Source organism: Photobacterium rosenbergii, assembly GCF_033022775.1.
GTDB classification, from domain to species: Bacteria; Pseudomonadota; Gammaproteobacteria; order Enterobacterales; family Vibrionaceae; genus Photobacterium; species Photobacterium rosenbergii_A.
The window spans coordinates 267632-284188 of the sequence record NZ_JAWJZI010000004.1; the positions used below are offsets into that span (position 1 = coordinate 267632).

14 protein-coding genes are annotated in these 16557 nt (G+C 49.3%); 7 read left to right on the plus strand and 7 right to left on the minus strand.

What is annotated here, in order from left to right; genetic code table 11:
* Window positions 1-82 precede the first annotated feature (82 nt).
* Window positions 83-1954, minus strand: a complete 1872-nt coding sequence (gene iolD / locus R2X38_RS12095; protein ID WP_317522491.1) for a 3D-(3,5/4)-trihydroxycyclohexane-1,2-dione acylhydrolase (decyclizing) — start codon at window positions 1952-1954, stop codon at window positions 83-85.
* A gap of 108 nt (window positions 1955-2062) precedes the next feature.
* Window positions 2063-2956 (minus strand): myo-inosose-2 dehydratase, encoded by an 894-nt coding sequence (gene iolE / locus R2X38_RS12100; RefSeq protein ID WP_317522492.1) that lies wholly within the window; start codon window positions 2954-2956, stop codon window positions 2063-2065.
* Between the two features lie 573 nt (window positions 2957-3529).
* Here iolE and R2X38_RS12105 point away from each other — a divergent pair.
* Window positions 3530-4981, plus strand: coding sequence for a sugar porter family MFS transporter (locus R2X38_RS12105; protein ID WP_317522493.1), 1452 nt, complete (start codon window positions 3530-3532; stop codon window positions 4979-4981).
* A gap of 123 nt (window positions 4982-5104) precedes the next feature.
* On the opposite strand, the gene R2X38_RS12110 is transcribed toward R2X38_RS12105, so the two are convergent.
* Window positions 5105-6016, minus strand: coding sequence for a LysR family transcriptional regulator (locus tag R2X38_RS12110; RefSeq protein WP_317522494.1), 912 nt, complete (start codon window positions 6014-6016; stop codon window positions 5105-5107).
* Window positions 6017-6220: 204 nt separating this feature from the next.
* Here R2X38_RS12110 and R2X38_RS12115 point away from each other — a divergent pair, with 204 nt between their 5' ends.
* The 4 genes from R2X38_RS12115 (at window position 6221) to R2X38_RS12130 (ending at window position 11566) form a co-directional block, all read left to right on the plus strand.
* Complete coding sequence (locus tag R2X38_RS12115; RefSeq protein ID WP_317522495.1) at window positions 6221-8002, plus strand: sodium:solute symporter family transporter; 1782 nt, start codon at window positions 6221-6223, stop codon at window positions 8000-8002.
* A 107-nt stretch (window positions 8003-8109) separates the two neighbouring features.
* Window positions 8110-8661 (plus strand): acyltransferase, encoded by a 552-nt coding sequence (locus R2X38_RS12120; RefSeq protein WP_317522496.1) that lies wholly within the window; start codon window positions 8110-8112, stop codon window positions 8659-8661.
* 1 nt (window position 8662) lies between these two features.
* A complete protein-coding gene (locus R2X38_RS12125) occupies window positions 8663-10927 on the plus strand; it encodes a heparinase II/III family protein (protein ID WP_317522497.1) in 2265 nt (754 codons plus the stop codon).
* 192 nt (window positions 10928-11119) lie between these two features.
* Window positions 11120-11566: a hypothetical protein gene (locus R2X38_RS12130; protein WP_317522498.1), complete on the plus strand. Its 447-nt coding sequence runs from the start codon at window positions 11120-11122 to the stop codon at window positions 11564-11566.
* Here R2X38_RS12130 and R2X38_RS12135 read toward each other — a convergent pair.
* Both R2X38_RS12135 and R2X38_RS12140 read right to left on the minus strand, forming a co-directional pair.
* On the minus strand, window positions 11557-11937 hold the full coding sequence (locus R2X38_RS12135) for a DUF393 domain-containing protein (RefSeq protein WP_317522499.1): 381 nt from the start codon (window positions 11935-11937) through the stop codon (window positions 11557-11559). The two genes, R2X38_RS12130 and R2X38_RS12135, sit on opposite strands and share 10 nt — an antisense overlap.
* A gap of 136 nt (window positions 11938-12073) precedes the next feature.
* Window positions 12074-12466 carry a DUF4156 domain-containing protein gene (locus R2X38_RS12140; RefSeq protein WP_317522500.1) on the minus strand — a complete coding sequence of 131 codons (393 nt, stop codon included), beginning with the start codon at window positions 12464-12466 and terminating at the stop codon, window positions 12074-12076.
* Window positions 12467-12707: 241 nt separating this feature from the next.
* Between R2X38_RS12140 and R2X38_RS12145 the strand changes: the two genes are divergently transcribed.
* Window positions 12708-14150, plus strand: a complete 1443-nt coding sequence (locus R2X38_RS12145) for an amidohydrolase (protein WP_317522501.1) — start codon at window positions 12708-12710, stop codon at window positions 14148-14150.
* A 121-nt stretch (window positions 14151-14271) separates the two neighbouring features.
* Here R2X38_RS12145 and R2X38_RS12150 read toward each other — a convergent pair whose 3' ends face one another.
* A complete protein-coding gene (locus tag R2X38_RS12150; protein ID WP_317522503.1) occupies window positions 14272-15447 on the minus strand; it encodes a Na+/H+ antiporter NhaA in 1176 nt (391 codons plus the stop codon).
* A gap of 214 nt (window positions 15448-15661) precedes the next feature.
* Here R2X38_RS12150 and R2X38_RS12155 point away from each other — a divergent pair, with 214 nt between their 5' ends.
* Window positions 15662-16201 carry a hypothetical protein gene (locus R2X38_RS12155; RefSeq protein ID WP_317522504.1) on the plus strand — a complete coding sequence of 180 codons (540 nt, stop codon included), beginning with the start codon at window positions 15662-15664 and terminating at the stop codon, window positions 16199-16201.
* Window positions 16202-16258: 57 nt separating this feature from the next.
* On the opposite strand, the gene R2X38_RS12160 is transcribed toward R2X38_RS12155, so the two are convergent.
* Window positions 16259-16540 (minus strand): hypothetical protein, encoded by a 282-nt coding sequence (locus R2X38_RS12160; RefSeq protein ID WP_317522505.1) that lies wholly within the window; start codon window positions 16538-16540, stop codon window positions 16259-16261.
* Window positions 16541-16557: the final 17 nt, after the last annotated feature.

Consider the following 16557-nt stretch of genomic DNA (forward strand, 5'->3'; position numbering starts at 1 on the left):
CTGCGGGTAAATTATTGGAAATATTAAGATTTAAATGTTCTGAATTCGTTTATGTTAGGAACCGGGCTTGAACACCGCGTCCCTATACACCACGGCGCTGGGTTGCTCGGCCTTCTTCCCAATCCGCGACTTTCTTCGCGGTGTGCTCGTTGCGAGTCACTTCAGGCAGACCTACTTCCCACCAGCAGTCACACTTAGACCATGCCGCTGGTGATACTGGGTCAATATCAACCACGATTACGTATGTACGGTCAGCTTCTTTAGCGCGGGCGAATGCTGCATCGAACTCGTCGACAGAGGTCAGCTTCTCGGAAATCGCACCTTGTGCTTCGGCGTGCTTGGCGAAATCGACACGGGCCAACTCGCCTTCTGGGCGGCGGCAGTCTTCAAGCAGGTTGTTGAACGACTCGTTACCGGTGTTGTTCTGTAGTTTGTTGATAACCGCGAAACCGCCGTTGTCACACACCACTACAATCATCTTGTGGCCAGTCAGTACTGATGAGTAGATGTCTGAGTTCTGGATAAGGTATGAGCCGTCACCAACTAGCACTACAACGTCGTTGTCTGGGTTGGCAATTTTCGCGCCCCAGCCACCGGCAATCTCATAACCCATGCATGAGTAACCGAAGTCGATATCGAACTTACCGATCTGGTAGTTCTGCCAGTTCATTGACAGCTCAGCTGGCAGGCCGCCTGCAGCCGTCAGTACGGTATCGCCTTTTTCCATCGACTTGTTTAGCTTGCCGATCACTTCTGCGTAAGAAGACATGCCAGGAAGAAGATCACCCTCTTGCGGGTGAGTACGGCGGTGAACCAGTTCTTTCCACTCGTCCGCTTCTGCTTTGGCTTTTGCCGACCACTCGTCACCTGAGCGCCAGTCGCCAAGTAGTGCAGACAGCTTGGTCATCGATGTTTTGGCATCGCCCAATACTGGGTAAGACATGTGCTTGATGGCATCGAATTTCGCCACGTTGATGCTGACCAGCTTCATCTCTGGATTCTTGAACACAGACCAAGAGCCAGTCGTGAAGTCTTGCAGGCGGGTACCGATAGCCAGTACCACGTCCGCTTCGTTAGCCATGTGGTTGGCAGAATTTGAACCGGTAACACCGATTGGGCCTGCGTTCAGCGGGTTGTCCTGTAGCATAGTAGCGCGACCAGCAATGGTCTCGACCACAGGGATGTTGTGCTTGCCAGCAAAGTCAGCTAGCTCATCAGTCGCTAGTGAGTAGTGCACACCGCCACCTGAGATGATCAGTGGCTTCTTCGCCTTCATCAGGATTTCTTTCGCTTCTTCCAGAACAACCATTTCAGGCTCTGGACGGCGGATACGGTGAACTTTCTCGGCGAAGAACACTTCAGGGAAATCGTAAGCGACGCCCTGGATATCTTGTGGCAGGCCAAGGAATACTGGGCCACAAGTGGCTGGGTCAAGCATGGTATCAAGCGCTTGTGGCAGCGTGTGCATTAGCTGAGATGGCGATAGTACGCGGTCCCAGTAGCGAGTTAGCGGCTTGAAGGCATCGTTTGAAGTTACAGACGGATCTTCGAAGTTCTCCGGCTGTTGCAAAACTGGATCTGGTAGACGGCTAACATAAGCGTCACCAGCAATAAGTAGAAGAGGTAGACGGTTAGTGTGAGCGATACCGGCAGCGGTAACCATGTTAGTTGCACCTGGGCCGATAGAGCTAGTTGCAATACCGATACGGCGACGCTGGTTAGCCTTAGCATACGCAATGGCCGCTGTTGCCATCGACTGTTCGTTCTGACCGCGCCAGGTTGGGATCTTATCTTCAATATTTTTTAGCTGCTGGCCAAAACACGTCACGTTACCGTGACCGAAAATCGCAAAGGCCGTACCGAAAAGTTGTTCTTTCTTTCCATCAATTTCAATCATTTGTGCTGCAAGGTACTTAGCAAGCGCTTCAGCAACAGTCAGGCGTACAGTATTCATTGTCTTCCTCGATAATCAGTACCCGATGGGGTATCCCTACCCCGGCCCACCTCCCAAATGGCGCAGCCGGGGATACTTTAGGGGGCTATCACCCCCAGGGGTTCTTTGTTACAGGCCGTACTTGTTCGCGTAGCCAGTGATGTTCTCGTAGGCTGTTTTAGCGAAAGTCAGTGGGTGTGCTTTGGCAGGGTCTTGCTCTGCTTCAACCAGTAGCCAGCCTTTGTAGTCGCGCTCTTTCAGTGCAGCGAACACGTCGTCGTAATCCACGTCGCCAGTACCAGGAACGGTGAATACACCATCAAGCACTGCGTTAAGGAATGATTTGTCTGCATCGCGAGCGGCGTTCATCACTTCTAGACGTAGGTCTTTAAAGTGCATGTGGCCGATGCGGTGGCCCCAGCGCTTGATCATAGTGACAGGGTTACCGCCGCCGTATGTGATGTGACCAGTGTCCAGCGTTAGGTGAACAGCATCGCCAGTCAGCTCCATCATGATGTTGATGTCGTCTTCTGTTTCACAGATGGTGCCCACGTGATGGTGGAAAGACAGCTTGATGTCGTGCTCGTTTAGTAGGTACTCAGCAACTGTGGTTAGCTTCTCACAGTAAGTTTTCCACTCATCCATAGTCAGGATGACGCGCTGAGAAAGAGGCGTGTTGATGTCGCCGTGAACTGTGTTGCTCACTTCACCAAATACCATCGCTTTACAGCCAGCCGCTTTAAGTAGCTTGATGTGCTCTTGCATCGCCGCGATTTCTTCTTCTGCGGTTAGCGTCATCAAGTTACCGCTGTACCAGCCAGAAGCTAGAACCAGGCCGTGTTTTTCTAGAAGAGGGATAAGTACTTCTGGCTCACGTGGGTATTTAGTCCCTAGCTCAGTACCAGTGAAGCCCGCTTCAGCCATTTCACTCAAACATGTTTCCAATGGGATCTCGCCGCCCAGTTCAGGCATATCATCGTTAGTCCAAGTTAGTGGGCTGATTCCGTATTGCACATTGCTCATGTTTGTTCTCCAAAAATAACTTAATAAAAATATTTAACGTGATGAGATAGCTTTTTTGTTCTTCGGGTTATGTCTTTCTCACATAAGGTAAAGAACTTCGCTCACTTCACCAGTTCGCTTAACTTGGAAATTACTATAACCAAAAAAATCAAAATGAAAAATATTTTTCGATTATTGAAAAGGATTTCATTTTTTTGGAAAAATCGGAAAAAACCCAGTCGCCACGCGGCTTGAGACGGATTTTTGAGCAAGATCACAAACAGATAAAATACTTTAAAAACAGATATTTATAATCAATATAGATTTTGAAAAATATTTTTCTTAATTTGATCAAGATATCATTTACGAATAAAAACCCACTTTGGGTATGGTCGAATCAAGATCAACTCCATATGATAAAACCATCACCTTATGAAAAAATATTTTCAAAGCAACATATAACTACTACAGATAAAAGGGTGAATTAAACAGCCGATACCTATGCCCTACAGTAATGAGCGTATCGGACCGCTACCCAGCTCATGCTTATTCGATGGTTGAGTGAGAGAAGGGGAAAAAATCAAGGAGCAACACATGTCACCCACAACCGCGGCAGAAGCCCGAAAACATAATTTTGCTTACATTATTCGAATTTGTTGTATCGCAGCCCTAGGGGGAATTTTATTAGGTTACGATACCGCTGTTATTTCAGGCGCTATTGGTCCTATCAGAGAGCACTTTGGCTTAACCCCGGCACAAACCGGTTGGGCTGTATCAAGTGTTGTTCTAGGTAGTATTATCGGTGCCGTCAGCGCCGGTTGGTCCGCTCTAAAATACGGACGTCGTAAAACCCTCTTCATTGCCGCTATCCTCTTCATGATCTCCGCCATCGGTTCTGCGCTGGCAACCACCTTTACTTTCTACGTTATGCTACGCATCGTTGGTGGTGTGGCTGTGGGCTTGGCCTGTGTGGTTTCGCCAATGTACATGTCGGAAGTGGCACCGAAAGACTTCCGTGGCCGTGCCGTGAGTATGTTCCAGCAGTCCGCTGTTGTCGGCCAAACCGGTGTTTTCTATGTTAACTACCTGATTGCTAAAGGCATGAGTGAAGCATGGCTGGTTGATATGGGCTGGCGCTGGATGCTGGGTTCAGAAATTATTCCTGCAGCCTTGTTTGCCGGTCTATTGTTCCTTATCCCTGAGTCGCCACGTTGGTTGGTACTAAAAGGCAAACTTTCTGAAGCCAAGGACACTTTGTCGCGCATCTCTAACCCGAAACATGCTGACCAGCTGATCGGCGAAATCCAGGCATCACTTGCTGACTCCAATCAACCAGGCAAAAAACAAGTTAGCCTGCGCTCACCGCTGCTGTTCGCTATCTTGGTCATCGGTACCTTCGTCGCCGCAGCACAGCAGCTGACCGGTATCAACGTCATCATGTACTACACGCCGGAAATCCTGCGCCCAATCACAGGCAGCACAGAGAACGCATTGTTCCAGACTACTTTCGTCGGTGTCGTATTCATCCTGGGTAACGCCCTGGGTATGTACCTGATTGATAAAGTCGGCCGTCTGCCATTGATGAAATACGGTACGTTCGGCTGTGCTGTGGGTATGACAGTGGTTGGCTTCGTGCTGTACACCGGCACTGAAGGCTACGCTGCACTGTTTGCCCTATGTCTATACGTAGTATCGTACGCAACCTCTTGGGGCTGCGCATGTTGGACAATGATTTCTGAAATCTTCCCGAACAGCATCCGTTCCCGTGCTATGGCTATCGCAGTAGGTGCGCAGTGGTTCACCGGCTTCCTAGTTACCCAGTCGTTCCCAATGCTGAACGAAAATGCCTTCCTGAAAGAGAACTTCAACGGCGCATTCAGCTTCTGGTTGTTCGCTGCCCTGTCGCTAATCTGTATGTTTGTGGTCGTGAAATATGTACCAGAAACCAAAGGCGTCAGCTTGGAGAAAATGGAAGAAGCTATGGCGAAGAAACTTGGCAAGAAAGTACCGGCTGCAGCTGCTACTGAAGCTGAGGCTAGCGCTTAATCCATTGACTCTATCGAATTCCAATTGCTCCACATTTGGATGACAAACAGGCTTACCGAGAGGTAAGCCTGTTTTTTTATTGCTGGAAGTTTCAGCTTGCTGGAGGCAGCTTTTTGCAAGTATTCAGCTTTGCAGCATCAGCTGGATATCTGGCGCTTTGTTTAGGCACGCTTTGACCAGCTCTGACAACTGCGGCGCAAGCCCTTCGCGTTTGTAATACATGTAGAGCGGCAAGACCAAGTTCACTTCATCAATTGGCACACAGACACAGTTATCCTGGGCAATGAATTTGATGCACTTGGGAGCAATGGAAATCCCGAGCCCCGAAGAAACAGACGTCACCAGATGGCGCATATTATCTGGGTGGCAGGTGATGTTAGGCGAGAAGCCATTTTCCTGGCAAAGCAGCAAGATATGTTCATACATCTCGGTCCACTCATTAGGCCTGAACAAGATAAACCGCTCGTTACGAAGCTCGCTCAAGGTAAGCGACTTGCGCTCGGCCAGCGGGTGGTTAAGCGGCAAAATCGCCATTAGCCGGTCAGAGTAGATCTTCTCGACCATAAACTGGTTACCGTCCAGCTTTGGCTGGCGGCGGGAAAAAGCGATATCAATCTTGTTTTCGGTTAAGGCTTGGTACTGCTCGTCAGCCGCCATTTCGAAAAGATTAGCCTGGGTGTTGGGATTGGTCGCCATGAAGTTGCTCAGCAGCGTCGGCAAGAAGAACGAACAGGCCGTCGCCAAATAGCCAATATTGATTTGGCACTCCCCTTGCTCCATGGATTGCCCCACAAGCGACTTTACCCGTTGGTCGTTGGCAATAATATTCAGCGCTTCAGGCAGCAGTATTGCTCCCGCTTGACTCAGCTCAACCTGATGGGTTGTGCGTTGAAACAGCTTCACACCCAGTTCATTCTCCAGCTCGGACACATGGCGCGACACCGTTGGCTGCACCGTATGCAGCTCCCTCGCTGCAGCTGAAAAGTTCTTTAATTTCGCCACGGTTATGAAAGTTCTGAGTGTTTTTATATCCATCCAACTGCCCATTCGCCATTTGTATTATTGTTATACATTAATATCATTTCCATGGATTGATAAGGGTCTCTATAGTGAAACGTGTATCAGGTCTCATGCTTTTTATCCGCATGGTTACTTGCACCAAAACAACTACAAAAGGGATGAGACATCTCAACGTTGCCTTATAACACCTTTGCCCTATCACAATAGGAACCTACAAATATGGATATCGATATTCTTGTCGTACTCGTGTACTTCGTCTTTTTGATGAGCCTCGGCTGGGTCTTCCGCTCTGCTGCCGCCAATACCAGTGAATACTTCCGCGGGGGCGGGCGGATGCTCTGGTGGATGGTGGGCTCCAGTGCGTTCATGATGGCACTAAGCGCCATGACCTTTACCGGCCTGATGGGTAAAGCGCTAACTAGCGGCATGTCAGTGGGTGTGGTCTTTATTGCCAACGCCCTCGGCTATTTCTGTAACTACCTCTTCTTTGCCGCCAAAGCGCGCCAAATGCGTGTGATCAGCCCACTACAAGGTGTAAGACTGCGCCTGGGTAAAGTAAACGAGCAAGTTTTCACCTGGGCCAACGTACCACTCAGTGTGCTTCAGGCGGCTATCTGGCTAAACGGCCTAGCCGTATTTACCAGTGCTGTTGTCGGGGTTCCTCTCGAGCAAACCATCATCGGTGCCGGCCTGGTTGTACTGTTCATGTCGCTGGTCGGTGGTAGCTGGGCGGTAATCGCATCAGATTTCATGCAGATGATCATCATTACCGTGATGACGTTCGTGGCTGCCATGGTCGCAATCTGGAAATCGGGCGGTGTGGGTAACCTGATGGAAGTTGGCCTGCCAACCCAGCAGCTTATCGGTGACGGCTATAGCTACACTCACCTATTTGTTGGCTGGTTTATCTGTATCTTTATCAAGCAGTTCTTCAGCACCAATAACATGGTCGACTCCTACCGTTTCATTGCATCAAAAGATACCAAGAACGCCCGTAAGGCTGCGCTTCTAGCTTGTTCGCTGATGATCCTTGGCCCTATGATTTGGTTCCTGCCAGCCTGGTTTGTTGCCGGAAACTACCCAGATGTAGCGACTTGGGGCTTGGAAGGACTGGGCGACAAAGTAGCCGATGCGACCTACTACATCTTCGTTAGCCGTGAAATGCCTGTCGGTATGGTTGGCCTAATGCTAGCGGCAATGTTTGCGGCCACTATGTCTTCAATGGACTCAGCCCTGAACCGTAACGCAGGTATCATCCTGAAAAGTGTTTACGAACCTTACTTCTGTAAAGACTTCTCTGAAAAACACCTGATGCTAGCGAGTAAGATCCTAACTGCGGTATTCGGTGTAGTGATCATCGTAACCGGTCTGTTCCTCACCTCGCTAAAAGAGTTCGGCCTGTTTGACCTGATGATGCTGGTCGGTACGCTGGTTGGCTTCCCGGTGCTTATTCCTTCCATCATGTGTTTCTTCATCCGTAAAACACCTGACTGGGCTGGCTGGGGCACAATCCTTGTCGGTATGGGCGTGTCAGCCATCATCGCCTTCGGTATCACCCCGCAAACCATTGAAGCGGTCCTGGGCCTAGATGCACCAATCAGCGCCCGTGAATTTGCCGAAATGAAGTCTGTCACCCTGGGTGTTATCGGACACATGTCTATTACCCTGCCGTTCTTTGTTCTATCGCGCTTCTTCTACAAAGAGCCATCGCCAGAGCGCGCAGCGGAAATCAACAAGTTCTTCAACAACATCGACACTGAAGTGGTGGTTGAAGATACGGAAGCTAGCATCCGCATGGATAACAAACAGCACGACATGCTGGGCAAGATGCTTCTAACTGCAGCGGTATTCCTCGCCTCGCTGGCCCTTGTTCCAAACCCATTGTGGGGCCGTGCGCTGTTTGTTGTGGTTGCCTCGATTGTCGGCTTTATCGGCTTCCTGCTGCTGCGCTCCAAGCGCAAGCTGAATGAAGCAACCAGTGCCGAGTTGGCAACCAACTAAGCGATTTACCAAAGTATATTTTTAATAAATAGCATTTTGAACAACCAGTTATTTTGAATAAATAGAGATAGGAGCGCCTTGCTCCTATCTCTTTTCGGGAGACAACCATGTCAGTACAAAAACGTTTTGGGGGCGAGCTCAGCGAAGAAGAATTCAAAAAATTCACGCTCTACACCACCCAAAGCAACAACTTCGAGGATGACAATACCCGCGCCCAAATCCTCGGCTTCCAAAACGAAGGGGTGCGCATTGCCCCGGGCGCTATCGTCCGCATCGGCGAAAACCAAATTGCCAAAAACAGTTATGTCGGCCTGTATAGCTACATCAACGGCGACGTCTCCATCGGCGAGAATGTGTTGATTGGGCCGCATGTTTCTATCGTGGCATCCAACCACCTTTTTGATCCGACAACGGGCCACTTCAGCGCTCGTACCTGCCTTGAAAAAGGCAAAGTCGTCATTGAAGACGGTGTTTGGCTGACATCAGGTGTCGTGATCACCCCCGGGGTCACCGTTGGCAAATCGGCCTTGGTGTGCGCCAACGCGGTCGTTACCCGTGATGTCGCTCCCCATGCGATTGTGGCTGGATCCCCTGCCAAGCAGATCGGGGAAATCAATCCGCAAAGCGGCGATTATATTTGGTACAACAAGGAGGTGTAATATGTTGTCTCTACGCCGAACCCATGACTTTCAAAAATTTGTGACCCCGGAACAAAACAAGCCTGCCCGGGTTAACCCGCCAAGTTTCAACTGGCCACAGTCAGACTACCAAGCCACCTACAGCATCGAACTGGAGCATGTCGAAAAGCAACTGCAATGGCGCTGGGAGAATGTCAGCTCGCCATTTCGCCTGCCGTTCCTACTGTCCTCAGGCCAATATCGCTGGCGGGTACAGGGCACCGACAACAACACCTCGCAGTGGATGACGTTTGCCATTGACAGCCAAACTGAGACATACCTGCCGCCAAGCGCCAAAGAGCTGTTCGAGCTGTGCAGCGAACACCAGCAGTTTTTGATGTATTTTGACCAGGATATCCCGAGCGTTCGTGATTTTTCAGCGCAGTCTTATCAGAAATTCCAAAACACGGCGAAGCTAGTTGATATTGATGCCATCAGCTACCCGACGCATTACCGCCGCGGGCAGGAAGAAGGCAAACGCACCGCCATTGCCAACGTGCGCAACTGGATTGACCGCGATTTGATGGCCCTGACCCTGCTCTACAAAATCTGGGGCGAAGAAGAAAGCGGTGAGCTGGCCGTACAGTTGATGCTGCGACTGGCGGAATGGAACCCGGAAGGCCCGGCTTCACTATTGCGCCCATGTACCTGGGGCGACGAGGTCGGCCTGTCTCTGGCCCGCAACCTGTATCTTGCCTACCACTGGCTGGCACCACTGCTGACCGACAGCGAAAAAGACTTTATCAGGCCAATGCTGGTTCGTATTGCCTATCAAATGGAACAGCGCTTAGAGCAAGATCAGTTCAAGCAGTTCCCGGGCCATTCACACACTTCCCGTTTGCCTGCTTACCTAGGTGTCGCGGCACTGGCACTGCATAAGGAATATGATGAGCAGGTGTGCGAACGCTGGCTCAACTACGCCCTGATGATCTACCAGAGTGTATTGCCATTTTATGGCGGCGAAGACGGCAGCTGGGCGGAAGGGCCGTTCTACTCATCGTCTTACAGCAAGTGGCACCACCCTTTCTTCCTTTCGGTTGAACGGCTAAGCGGGTTCTCTTTCTATGACCACCCGTTTTACAAAAACTACTGCCAGTTTGCGATGGATTTTGTGGCACCTGAGCAAGACATCCACCCGTTCGGTGATGGCTTCTGGTGCAAGCGCGATGGCTGCGAGTGGCCGGGCTTTTTTGCCCAGAACCCGCTGCGGATCTATGCCGAGCGTTTCGGTGATGAACACGCCCGTGAAACCTGCAAACAACTAGAAGCGAAAATCGAGGTATTCCATCTGCACTTGCTTGATGTCGTCCCGACGGTTAAGCAATTGGCTTTTGCTGAAGGTAATACGCCAACAAACACACCTCAGGTAAAAGGCATAGATAAAGCAGGCTTAAATAACGAAGAAACGCTATATAGCCAATACTATGCCTTTGCCGGGCTTGGCAAAATGCAGGCTAATGAGCTGGCGCTATACTACCGGGCCAGCCAATTTGGCAATAGCTCCCACCGCCATGCGGATCAGGGAAATATCGCCTTGTTTGATAATGGCGAAAGCATCCTGACACCAAGCGGCAGCTACGGATACCGTTTTGGCAGCGGCCACCACAGCCAATGGACCCGCACCACCCAGGCCCATAACTTGCCGCTATTTGGCGGTAAAGAAAAAGGGAATGGCCAAATCCTTGATAACGAAGCTGCGACTGCAAAGGTACTTCGACAGGAACAAGGAATGGGTTGGAGCTTGGTTCAGCTCGAGCTGGCACTTGCCTATGAAGATGCTTATCGTTACACCCGTACCCTTGTGATGGTGGACGGCAAGGGAATGCTGATCTGCGATCAAATCTCCTTGCACGAGGCGCAGCCGGTCCAGTGGCGCTTGCATTCCCCACTTGGTGCCTTTACTGATGGCCCGCACGTTAACCTCGCAGGGCAAGGCTGTCATTATCAGGTTAGCTTGCCAAGCCATGACCAAATCAGCCCGCAGTTATCCTTTGGCTATGACAACGATACCTCCCACGATGAAGAGGTGATCTCCGATGCCAGCGAGCACATGTACCATCTTGAATGGACGTTGCCAGAGCAACAAGAACACCTGATTGTCTCTTGCTGTGAGAAGCAGCCTATCGCCCATCAGCTCGCTAGCAATCAGACACTGGCAATCTTTACCGGCGCAGACACCATACTCATCGACTTCAACAACGACAGTGTGGATATCCAACAAGCTGAGGAGAAAATCGCTATTGGCTAAGCGTTAGGTATCTACCAACTGTGCAGTAACCCCGCCAGATTTTCATCAGGTGGGGTTATTGCTATATTGCTACCCCGGTTTTCTTAATGTCAGAATCTCATGTGGCTTTTCATTTCATCGAAACTCCTCTTGCGCAACCTTGGGAAACCCCTTGGCATAAGCCTTGCGGTATGGCTCCTTTCCGGCTGTGAAATGAGAAACCAGTTTGAACTGGAAGCCGAGGCCGATCCGCAAAAACTCATTGCCATTACCCACTACGGCACCACAAAAACGAATCATCAGGGGGAAACCAGTTTTCGGGTTTACCTGCGCAACACTTCGCCGAGGGAAATCCAGTCAATGACTTTCCATGTCAGTGCCTATGACCAGCAAGGGGCATTAGTCGAAGGCGTTCAACCTCTACACTTCAGCCAAACGTTGAAACCGGGAGGAGGGACACATCCATTGTGGAGCCACGTCTGGACACAAAAAGCTTCTGATTCGACAAGTATTGCCTGCGCCATCATCAATGCGGCAGAGATTACCTACACCGACGGCACGATGGCGATTGTTCCCAAACAGGCACTGGATACCATGACCTACAACCCCAAGTGCCTGAGCTTGGATGGCGCGGGGTACGATTACGGCGGTTATTTATAACAAGAGTTGCTGTCACAGCGGGAGCGACGAACAAACAGCCTAGATATTTGCTGACGATGTTTGGCGAAGAACAGATAAGCCCTGTCAGCAAAAGGTTTTATCCACCACCAGCGCAGAAACGCGACTCGCCATGCTTTACCGACCAGACTCCAAGCGTAATACGTCACATCCAGCCCATACAATGGCTTACCGTCCAGATCCCCATGGAGGATCTTCATCGCCGCGTCAGGATCTACATCAGGAAAGCGCTCGGAAAAGTCGTCCTGGTGAATATCTTCAAGCTGGATAGCGTTATTAGAGTCATGGCGCTTGAGGGCATCCATCTCTTGCGCACACAGCGGGCAGGCACCGTCGTAAAAAATAGTCAGCATCTTGTGTTCTCCATTTCGATATTAAGCATACGAGACTCATAGCTAATAAGATTAGCCAAGGTGCTGATATTTCCTCATGTTACCCAAAGCACGCTAAACTCCCACAGACAAAATATTTGCCTGACACTCTAGCTTATTATGCTTCTTCAGCCCTTGCTTGTTTGATTTCTTGAGAGTCACATTTAAAGGCCGAGCCTGTGAAATTATGTCCAATTGAGCCAATCGCATATTCGGGTTGAACTGAGCTGTGACTCTGCACGACAACGTGAGTCGCCCCGAGCTTTCCAGCTTCGTTCCGGAGATCATTGCGTGCTCCTTCCATCATGTTTCGCTCAGACGTCAGATCTGCAGTAAAGAAATTGCCTTGGTTTCCTGATACATCCCCCAGCCATTCGCAGTACCGTTCTATTTCGACGGCAACACGGTCATTATCAATATAACGTACTCGTTGGCCTTCGTAAGTCACAGGATTCGCAGCGCACCCTGTAATGACGGCGGTCACTACGACAACAAGTGCTGATTTTTTCATATTAGTTACCTTTGAGTAGTTTTCTGCCATCAAAATAAACGGGCGTGATATTAACAACCCAAACTGTTGGGATGGAGGTCATTTAACGACATTCATTTTGCCATGCATCAATGTTCCAACATCACACTCCCACCGTAACTTTTTCGTGAAGTCGACGTGATTACCACCAAGCAAACGATTGCCAAGCGGAATAATGATACCTACAATGCATGCGCCTTCTATCAATAGTCCACTGAGTACAATGAAAACTAAAATTTCCATCATCACAACCGCTTTGCTACTTGCTGGTTGTTCTACCGCTTTCCAGCCTCAAGCCGAATCTCAATACAATGCTAGCCTGATCATTACCAATGGCCAGGTGCTTACCATCAACGATGAAAAAGATGTAATTGAAAATGGTGTTATCGTCATCGAAAACGACACCATTGTGGCAGTAGGTGATGAAAGCCTGCTTAACCGCTATCAGGCCCCCAAAGTCATTGATGCCGAAGATGGCATTGTTATGCCGGGCATGATTAATACCCATAACCACCTGCCGATGATCGCGTTCCGCGGCTTGGGTGAAGAAGGAATTGAGAACCGTCTGTTTGCCTACTTCTTCCCGCTGGAAAAAGAAAAACTCAGCCGTGATTTGATTTACCAGGCAACGAAACTAGGTGCTGTGGATTTAGCCCAAAGCGGTGTAACCACCTATGCCGACATGTACTACCACGTTGATGATATGGCCCGAGCCACCAAGGAAGTCGGCCTGCGTGCGGTACTCGGTGAAACTGTGATTAAATTCCCGGTAGTTGATGCACCGGAGCCTTACGGCGGCATCGACTACGCCACCCAGTTTATCGAGCAGTACCAGAACGATCCTCTGATCACCCCGGCCTTCGCGCCGCACGCGGTATATACTGTTTCGAAAGAGAAGCTGCAGGAAATCAACCGCCTGTCAGCCAAGCTGGATGCACCAGTGCTGATCCACGTTGCCGAGTTTGGCAATGAAGCCGAGCGTATCGAAGGCAATGACCAGAAGCTTAGTCCAGTCGCTTGGCTGAAGGAAATTGGCGTACTTGATAACCGCATGGTACTGGCCCACGGTATCCACCTTGACCAGAATGACATTGATCTGATCAAAGAAGCAGATGCCAGCGTGGCGCACAATCCGATGGCCAACGCCAAAGGGGCAACCGGTATTGCCCCGGCATGGGAAATGTACCGCCAAGGACTGCGTTTGGGGCTAGGCACCGACGGGCCAATGAGCTCAAACCAAGTCGACCTATGGCGTACCTTGAGCTATACCGCCAATATGCAGCGCCTCAAGCATAACGACCGCACCATCATGATCCCGGAGCAAGTAATTGAGCTATCCACCATCGGTGGGGCACGGGCACTTCACATGGAAGATCAGATCGGCTCGCTGGAAGTGGGCAAGAAGGCCGATATCATCATTGTCGAGACCCAGTCGCCGAACATGATGCCCAATTACAACCCGTACGCGACTTTGGTGTACCAGGCCAACCCAAGCAATGTCAGCACCACCATCGTCAATGGCGACATCGTAATGGAAGAGCGGGAAATCAAAAACATCGATATGGATGAGATGCAGCAGGCAGTGCGGACTATTGAAGCGGATATTGCCGAATTCGCCAAGGAGCTGTCGAAAAAGGCAATCAAGTCCAAGAGCTTGATGCAGTAAAAATTGCTGCACAAATTCTTACAAAACAGCTTCATAAAAAACAACTTCATACAAAAACAACATCAAGCAGGGTGAGGCATACCTCCCCCTGCTCATAAACATTCAACTTCACTAGGAAAGTTTAATTCTCACCTTTCTTATTAATAACCCCTGTATTTATAACCTCCTTGCGCTGCCTGGTTGCAATGGACATTATCACCAAGCCTAACAGGCTCGCTATCAAGGCCGCCAATACAATACCCAGTTTATAATGGCCGCTTTCCAAATCTGACAGCTCACCAATAAACAGTGACAGCGTTAAGCCAATACTGCAAAAAATCGACATGGCAAAAACCATCAGCATATTCGTCGCTTCCGGCAGTTCAAATAGCTTGAATTTAACCCCCAGCCACACCGTGCCAAATACCCCCAAAGGCTTGCCGACCAGCATCGCAATAGCCACATAAATCGCAATGGGCTCGATAAACCCGACAGCACTAAACGCATCAGACAGCGATACCCCGGCGTTCGAAATAGCAAATAAAGGCAGCACCAGCAAGGTGACTGCCCACTGTAAGATAGACTCTGTCTTGTGGTCAATTGCACACCCACTCTGGCTAAGGGCTATGCCAATAACTACGCCCGCAAGCACAGGGTGGATACCCGCTTGCAGTAGTGCAAACCACAAGCCAGCACCAAGCATCACATATAAGAGTGCACTTTTGACCTGACGGTAGGACAACACGAATATCAAAGTGGTCATCAACAAAGACAACCCCACATAAGCCATCTCTACGGTGGCGGTATAAAACAAAGCAATTGTGATAATCGCCAGCACATCGTCAAAGATAGCCACGGCAAGCAAAAACATTTTGAGGCTTACAGGTACGCGGCTGCACAATGACAACAACCCCAGTGCTAGCGCTATGTCAGTTGCGGTGACGATAGCCCAGCCATTAGCGAGCGGTGAGGCAACACCACCGACTAAGAATAGGTAAATCACCGCAGGGCAAAGAAAACCCATGCATGCAGAGGCAAATGGCAGCAATATGGCTCGAAGCGTTCTAAATGCCCCACTCTTTGCTTCGTTGCTTAACTCAAGGCCAACCATTAAAAAGAAGAGCACCATCAGGGCGTCATTGACAAAAAGCTGCCATGTAACACTCTCTGTAAGGGGGAAATGTTTAAATGCCGTATAAGACGGTAAGTGAAGCGTTGCCCAAGCAAAGGCCAGTAGGCAGCATGTGATCAAGAGCAGGCCGCCAAACCGCTCCTTGGAAATGGCAAAAGGTAATTTTACGCCCAAAGATTGAACCATAGCCCGCCCCCCTTAAGGCTAAACCCACCAGGCGAAGAAACAGAACTTACCTATCCAACTTAGCCCAAGCCGAACGGTGAAACAGCGCTGTAGATCAGCTTTTATACATCGCGATGTAAAAACACCAACAAGGTTTCATACTATAATAATTTAATATTGCTCTATTCACTATTTCTCACTAACCATTTTCAAGCTTACTGTTTACAAGGGTTTTATGGAGAAGATATTTTCGCAACTGTTGACTGTGATTCATTTTTTTGCAGCCTTGATACTTATTGCCATTGCATTGATCACGATGGTGTGGTCTGTATACGAAATAATTATCCATCTTCTCGCAGACAATAAAGAAGAGTTTTTACCTCTTATACTTCAGTCAATTGGCGCCACGATTATCGCCGCTGCCATCGTTGATGTTGCTCGATATATGATAGAAGAAGACGTTTTTCACGATAAGGAGCTTCGTGACCCAGAAGAAGCACGTAGAACGATTACTAAAATAATGGTTATTATATCCATCGCGGTTAGCATTGAAGGCTTGGTATACATATTTAAAGCGGGAACAGAAGATTTACACCTTTTAATTTATCCAGCATGCCTTATTTTGGTTTCTTCAATCTCTGTCGTGGCATTAGGGCTTTACCAAAGATTGAGTATCGATATTGAGAAAAAAGAGGGTAAAGGTATTATCATGCAAAATGATTATGATGCAGACAATACAACCCATCGTAGTTTCGATGATGATTCACGGGGATAATAGGACTGAAAACAGCCCTAAATTAATTCCACCATCACTCACAGGCGTAGAGCCAGACTAAAATTTAGACTTTGCAGATTCGAAAGCACGCTTTAACGAGTCAAAGGCTTCATCTGCACCATTTTTAATCTCCTCCCAGGCACTATCGCTGGCATGTTGTAGCTCGGCAACTCTTGTTTTAGCCTCTTCTTTGCGTTGCTTCATGTCCGCTACTGTATTGTCCAAATCACGCTTCGCTTCTCCAGAAGCTTGCTGGGCTTTTAATTCCAGTTTATCGATCTCTGTATTCCAACGAAGCAACTGCTTATGTAAGTTGTCTATAAGTGCTTTGCGATCCATATGAGATACCTTTTTAC

Coding starts and splice junctions, on each gene's coding strand:
- iolD (WP_317522491.1), bottom strand. CDS start 1,954: ATGAATACTGTACGCCTGACTGTTGCTGAAGCGCTTGCTAAGTACCTT.
- iolE (WP_317522492.1), bottom strand. CDS start 2,956: ATGAGCAATGTGCAATACGGAATCAGCCCACTAACTTGGACTAACGAT.
- R2X38_RS12105 (WP_317522493.1), top strand. CDS start 3,530: ATGTCACCCACAACCGCGGCAGAAGCCCGAAAACATAATTTTGCTTAC.
- R2X38_RS12110 (WP_317522494.1), bottom strand. CDS start 6,016: ATGGATATAAAAACACTCAGAACTTTCATAACCGTGGCGAAATTAAAG.
- R2X38_RS12115 (WP_317522495.1), top strand. CDS start 6,221: ATGGATATCGATATTCTTGTCGTACTCGTGTACTTCGTCTTTTTGATG.
- R2X38_RS12120 (WP_317522496.1), top strand. CDS start 8,110: ATGTCAGTACAAAAACGTTTTGGGGGCGAGCTCAGCGAAGAAGAATTC.
- R2X38_RS12125 (WP_317522497.1), top strand. CDS start 8,663: ATGTTGTCTCTACGCCGAACCCATGACTTTCAAAAATTTGTGACCCCG.
- R2X38_RS12130 (WP_317522498.1), top strand. CDS start 11,120: ATGAGAAACCAGTTTGAACTGGAAGCCGAGGCCGATCCGCAAAAACTC.
- R2X38_RS12135 (WP_317522499.1), bottom strand. CDS start 11,937: ATGCTGACTATTTTTTACGACGGTGCCTGCCCGCTGTGTGCGCAAGAG.
- R2X38_RS12140 (WP_317522500.1), bottom strand. CDS start 12,466: ATGAAAAAATCAGCACTTGTTGTCGTAGTGACCGCCGTCATTACAGGG.
- R2X38_RS12145 (WP_317522501.1), top strand. CDS start 12,708: ATGAAAACTAAAATTTCCATCATCACAACCGCTTTGCTACTTGCTGGT.
- R2X38_RS12150 (WP_317522503.1), bottom strand. CDS start 15,447: ATGGTTCAATCTTTGGGCGTAAAATTACCTTTTGCCATTTCCAAGGAG.
- R2X38_RS12155 (WP_317522504.1), top strand. CDS start 15,662: ATGGAGAAGATATTTTCGCAACTGTTGACTGTGATTCATTTTTTTGCA.
- R2X38_RS12160 (WP_317522505.1), bottom strand. CDS start 16,540: ATGGATCGCAAAGCACTTATAGACAACTTACATAAGCAGTTGCTTCGT.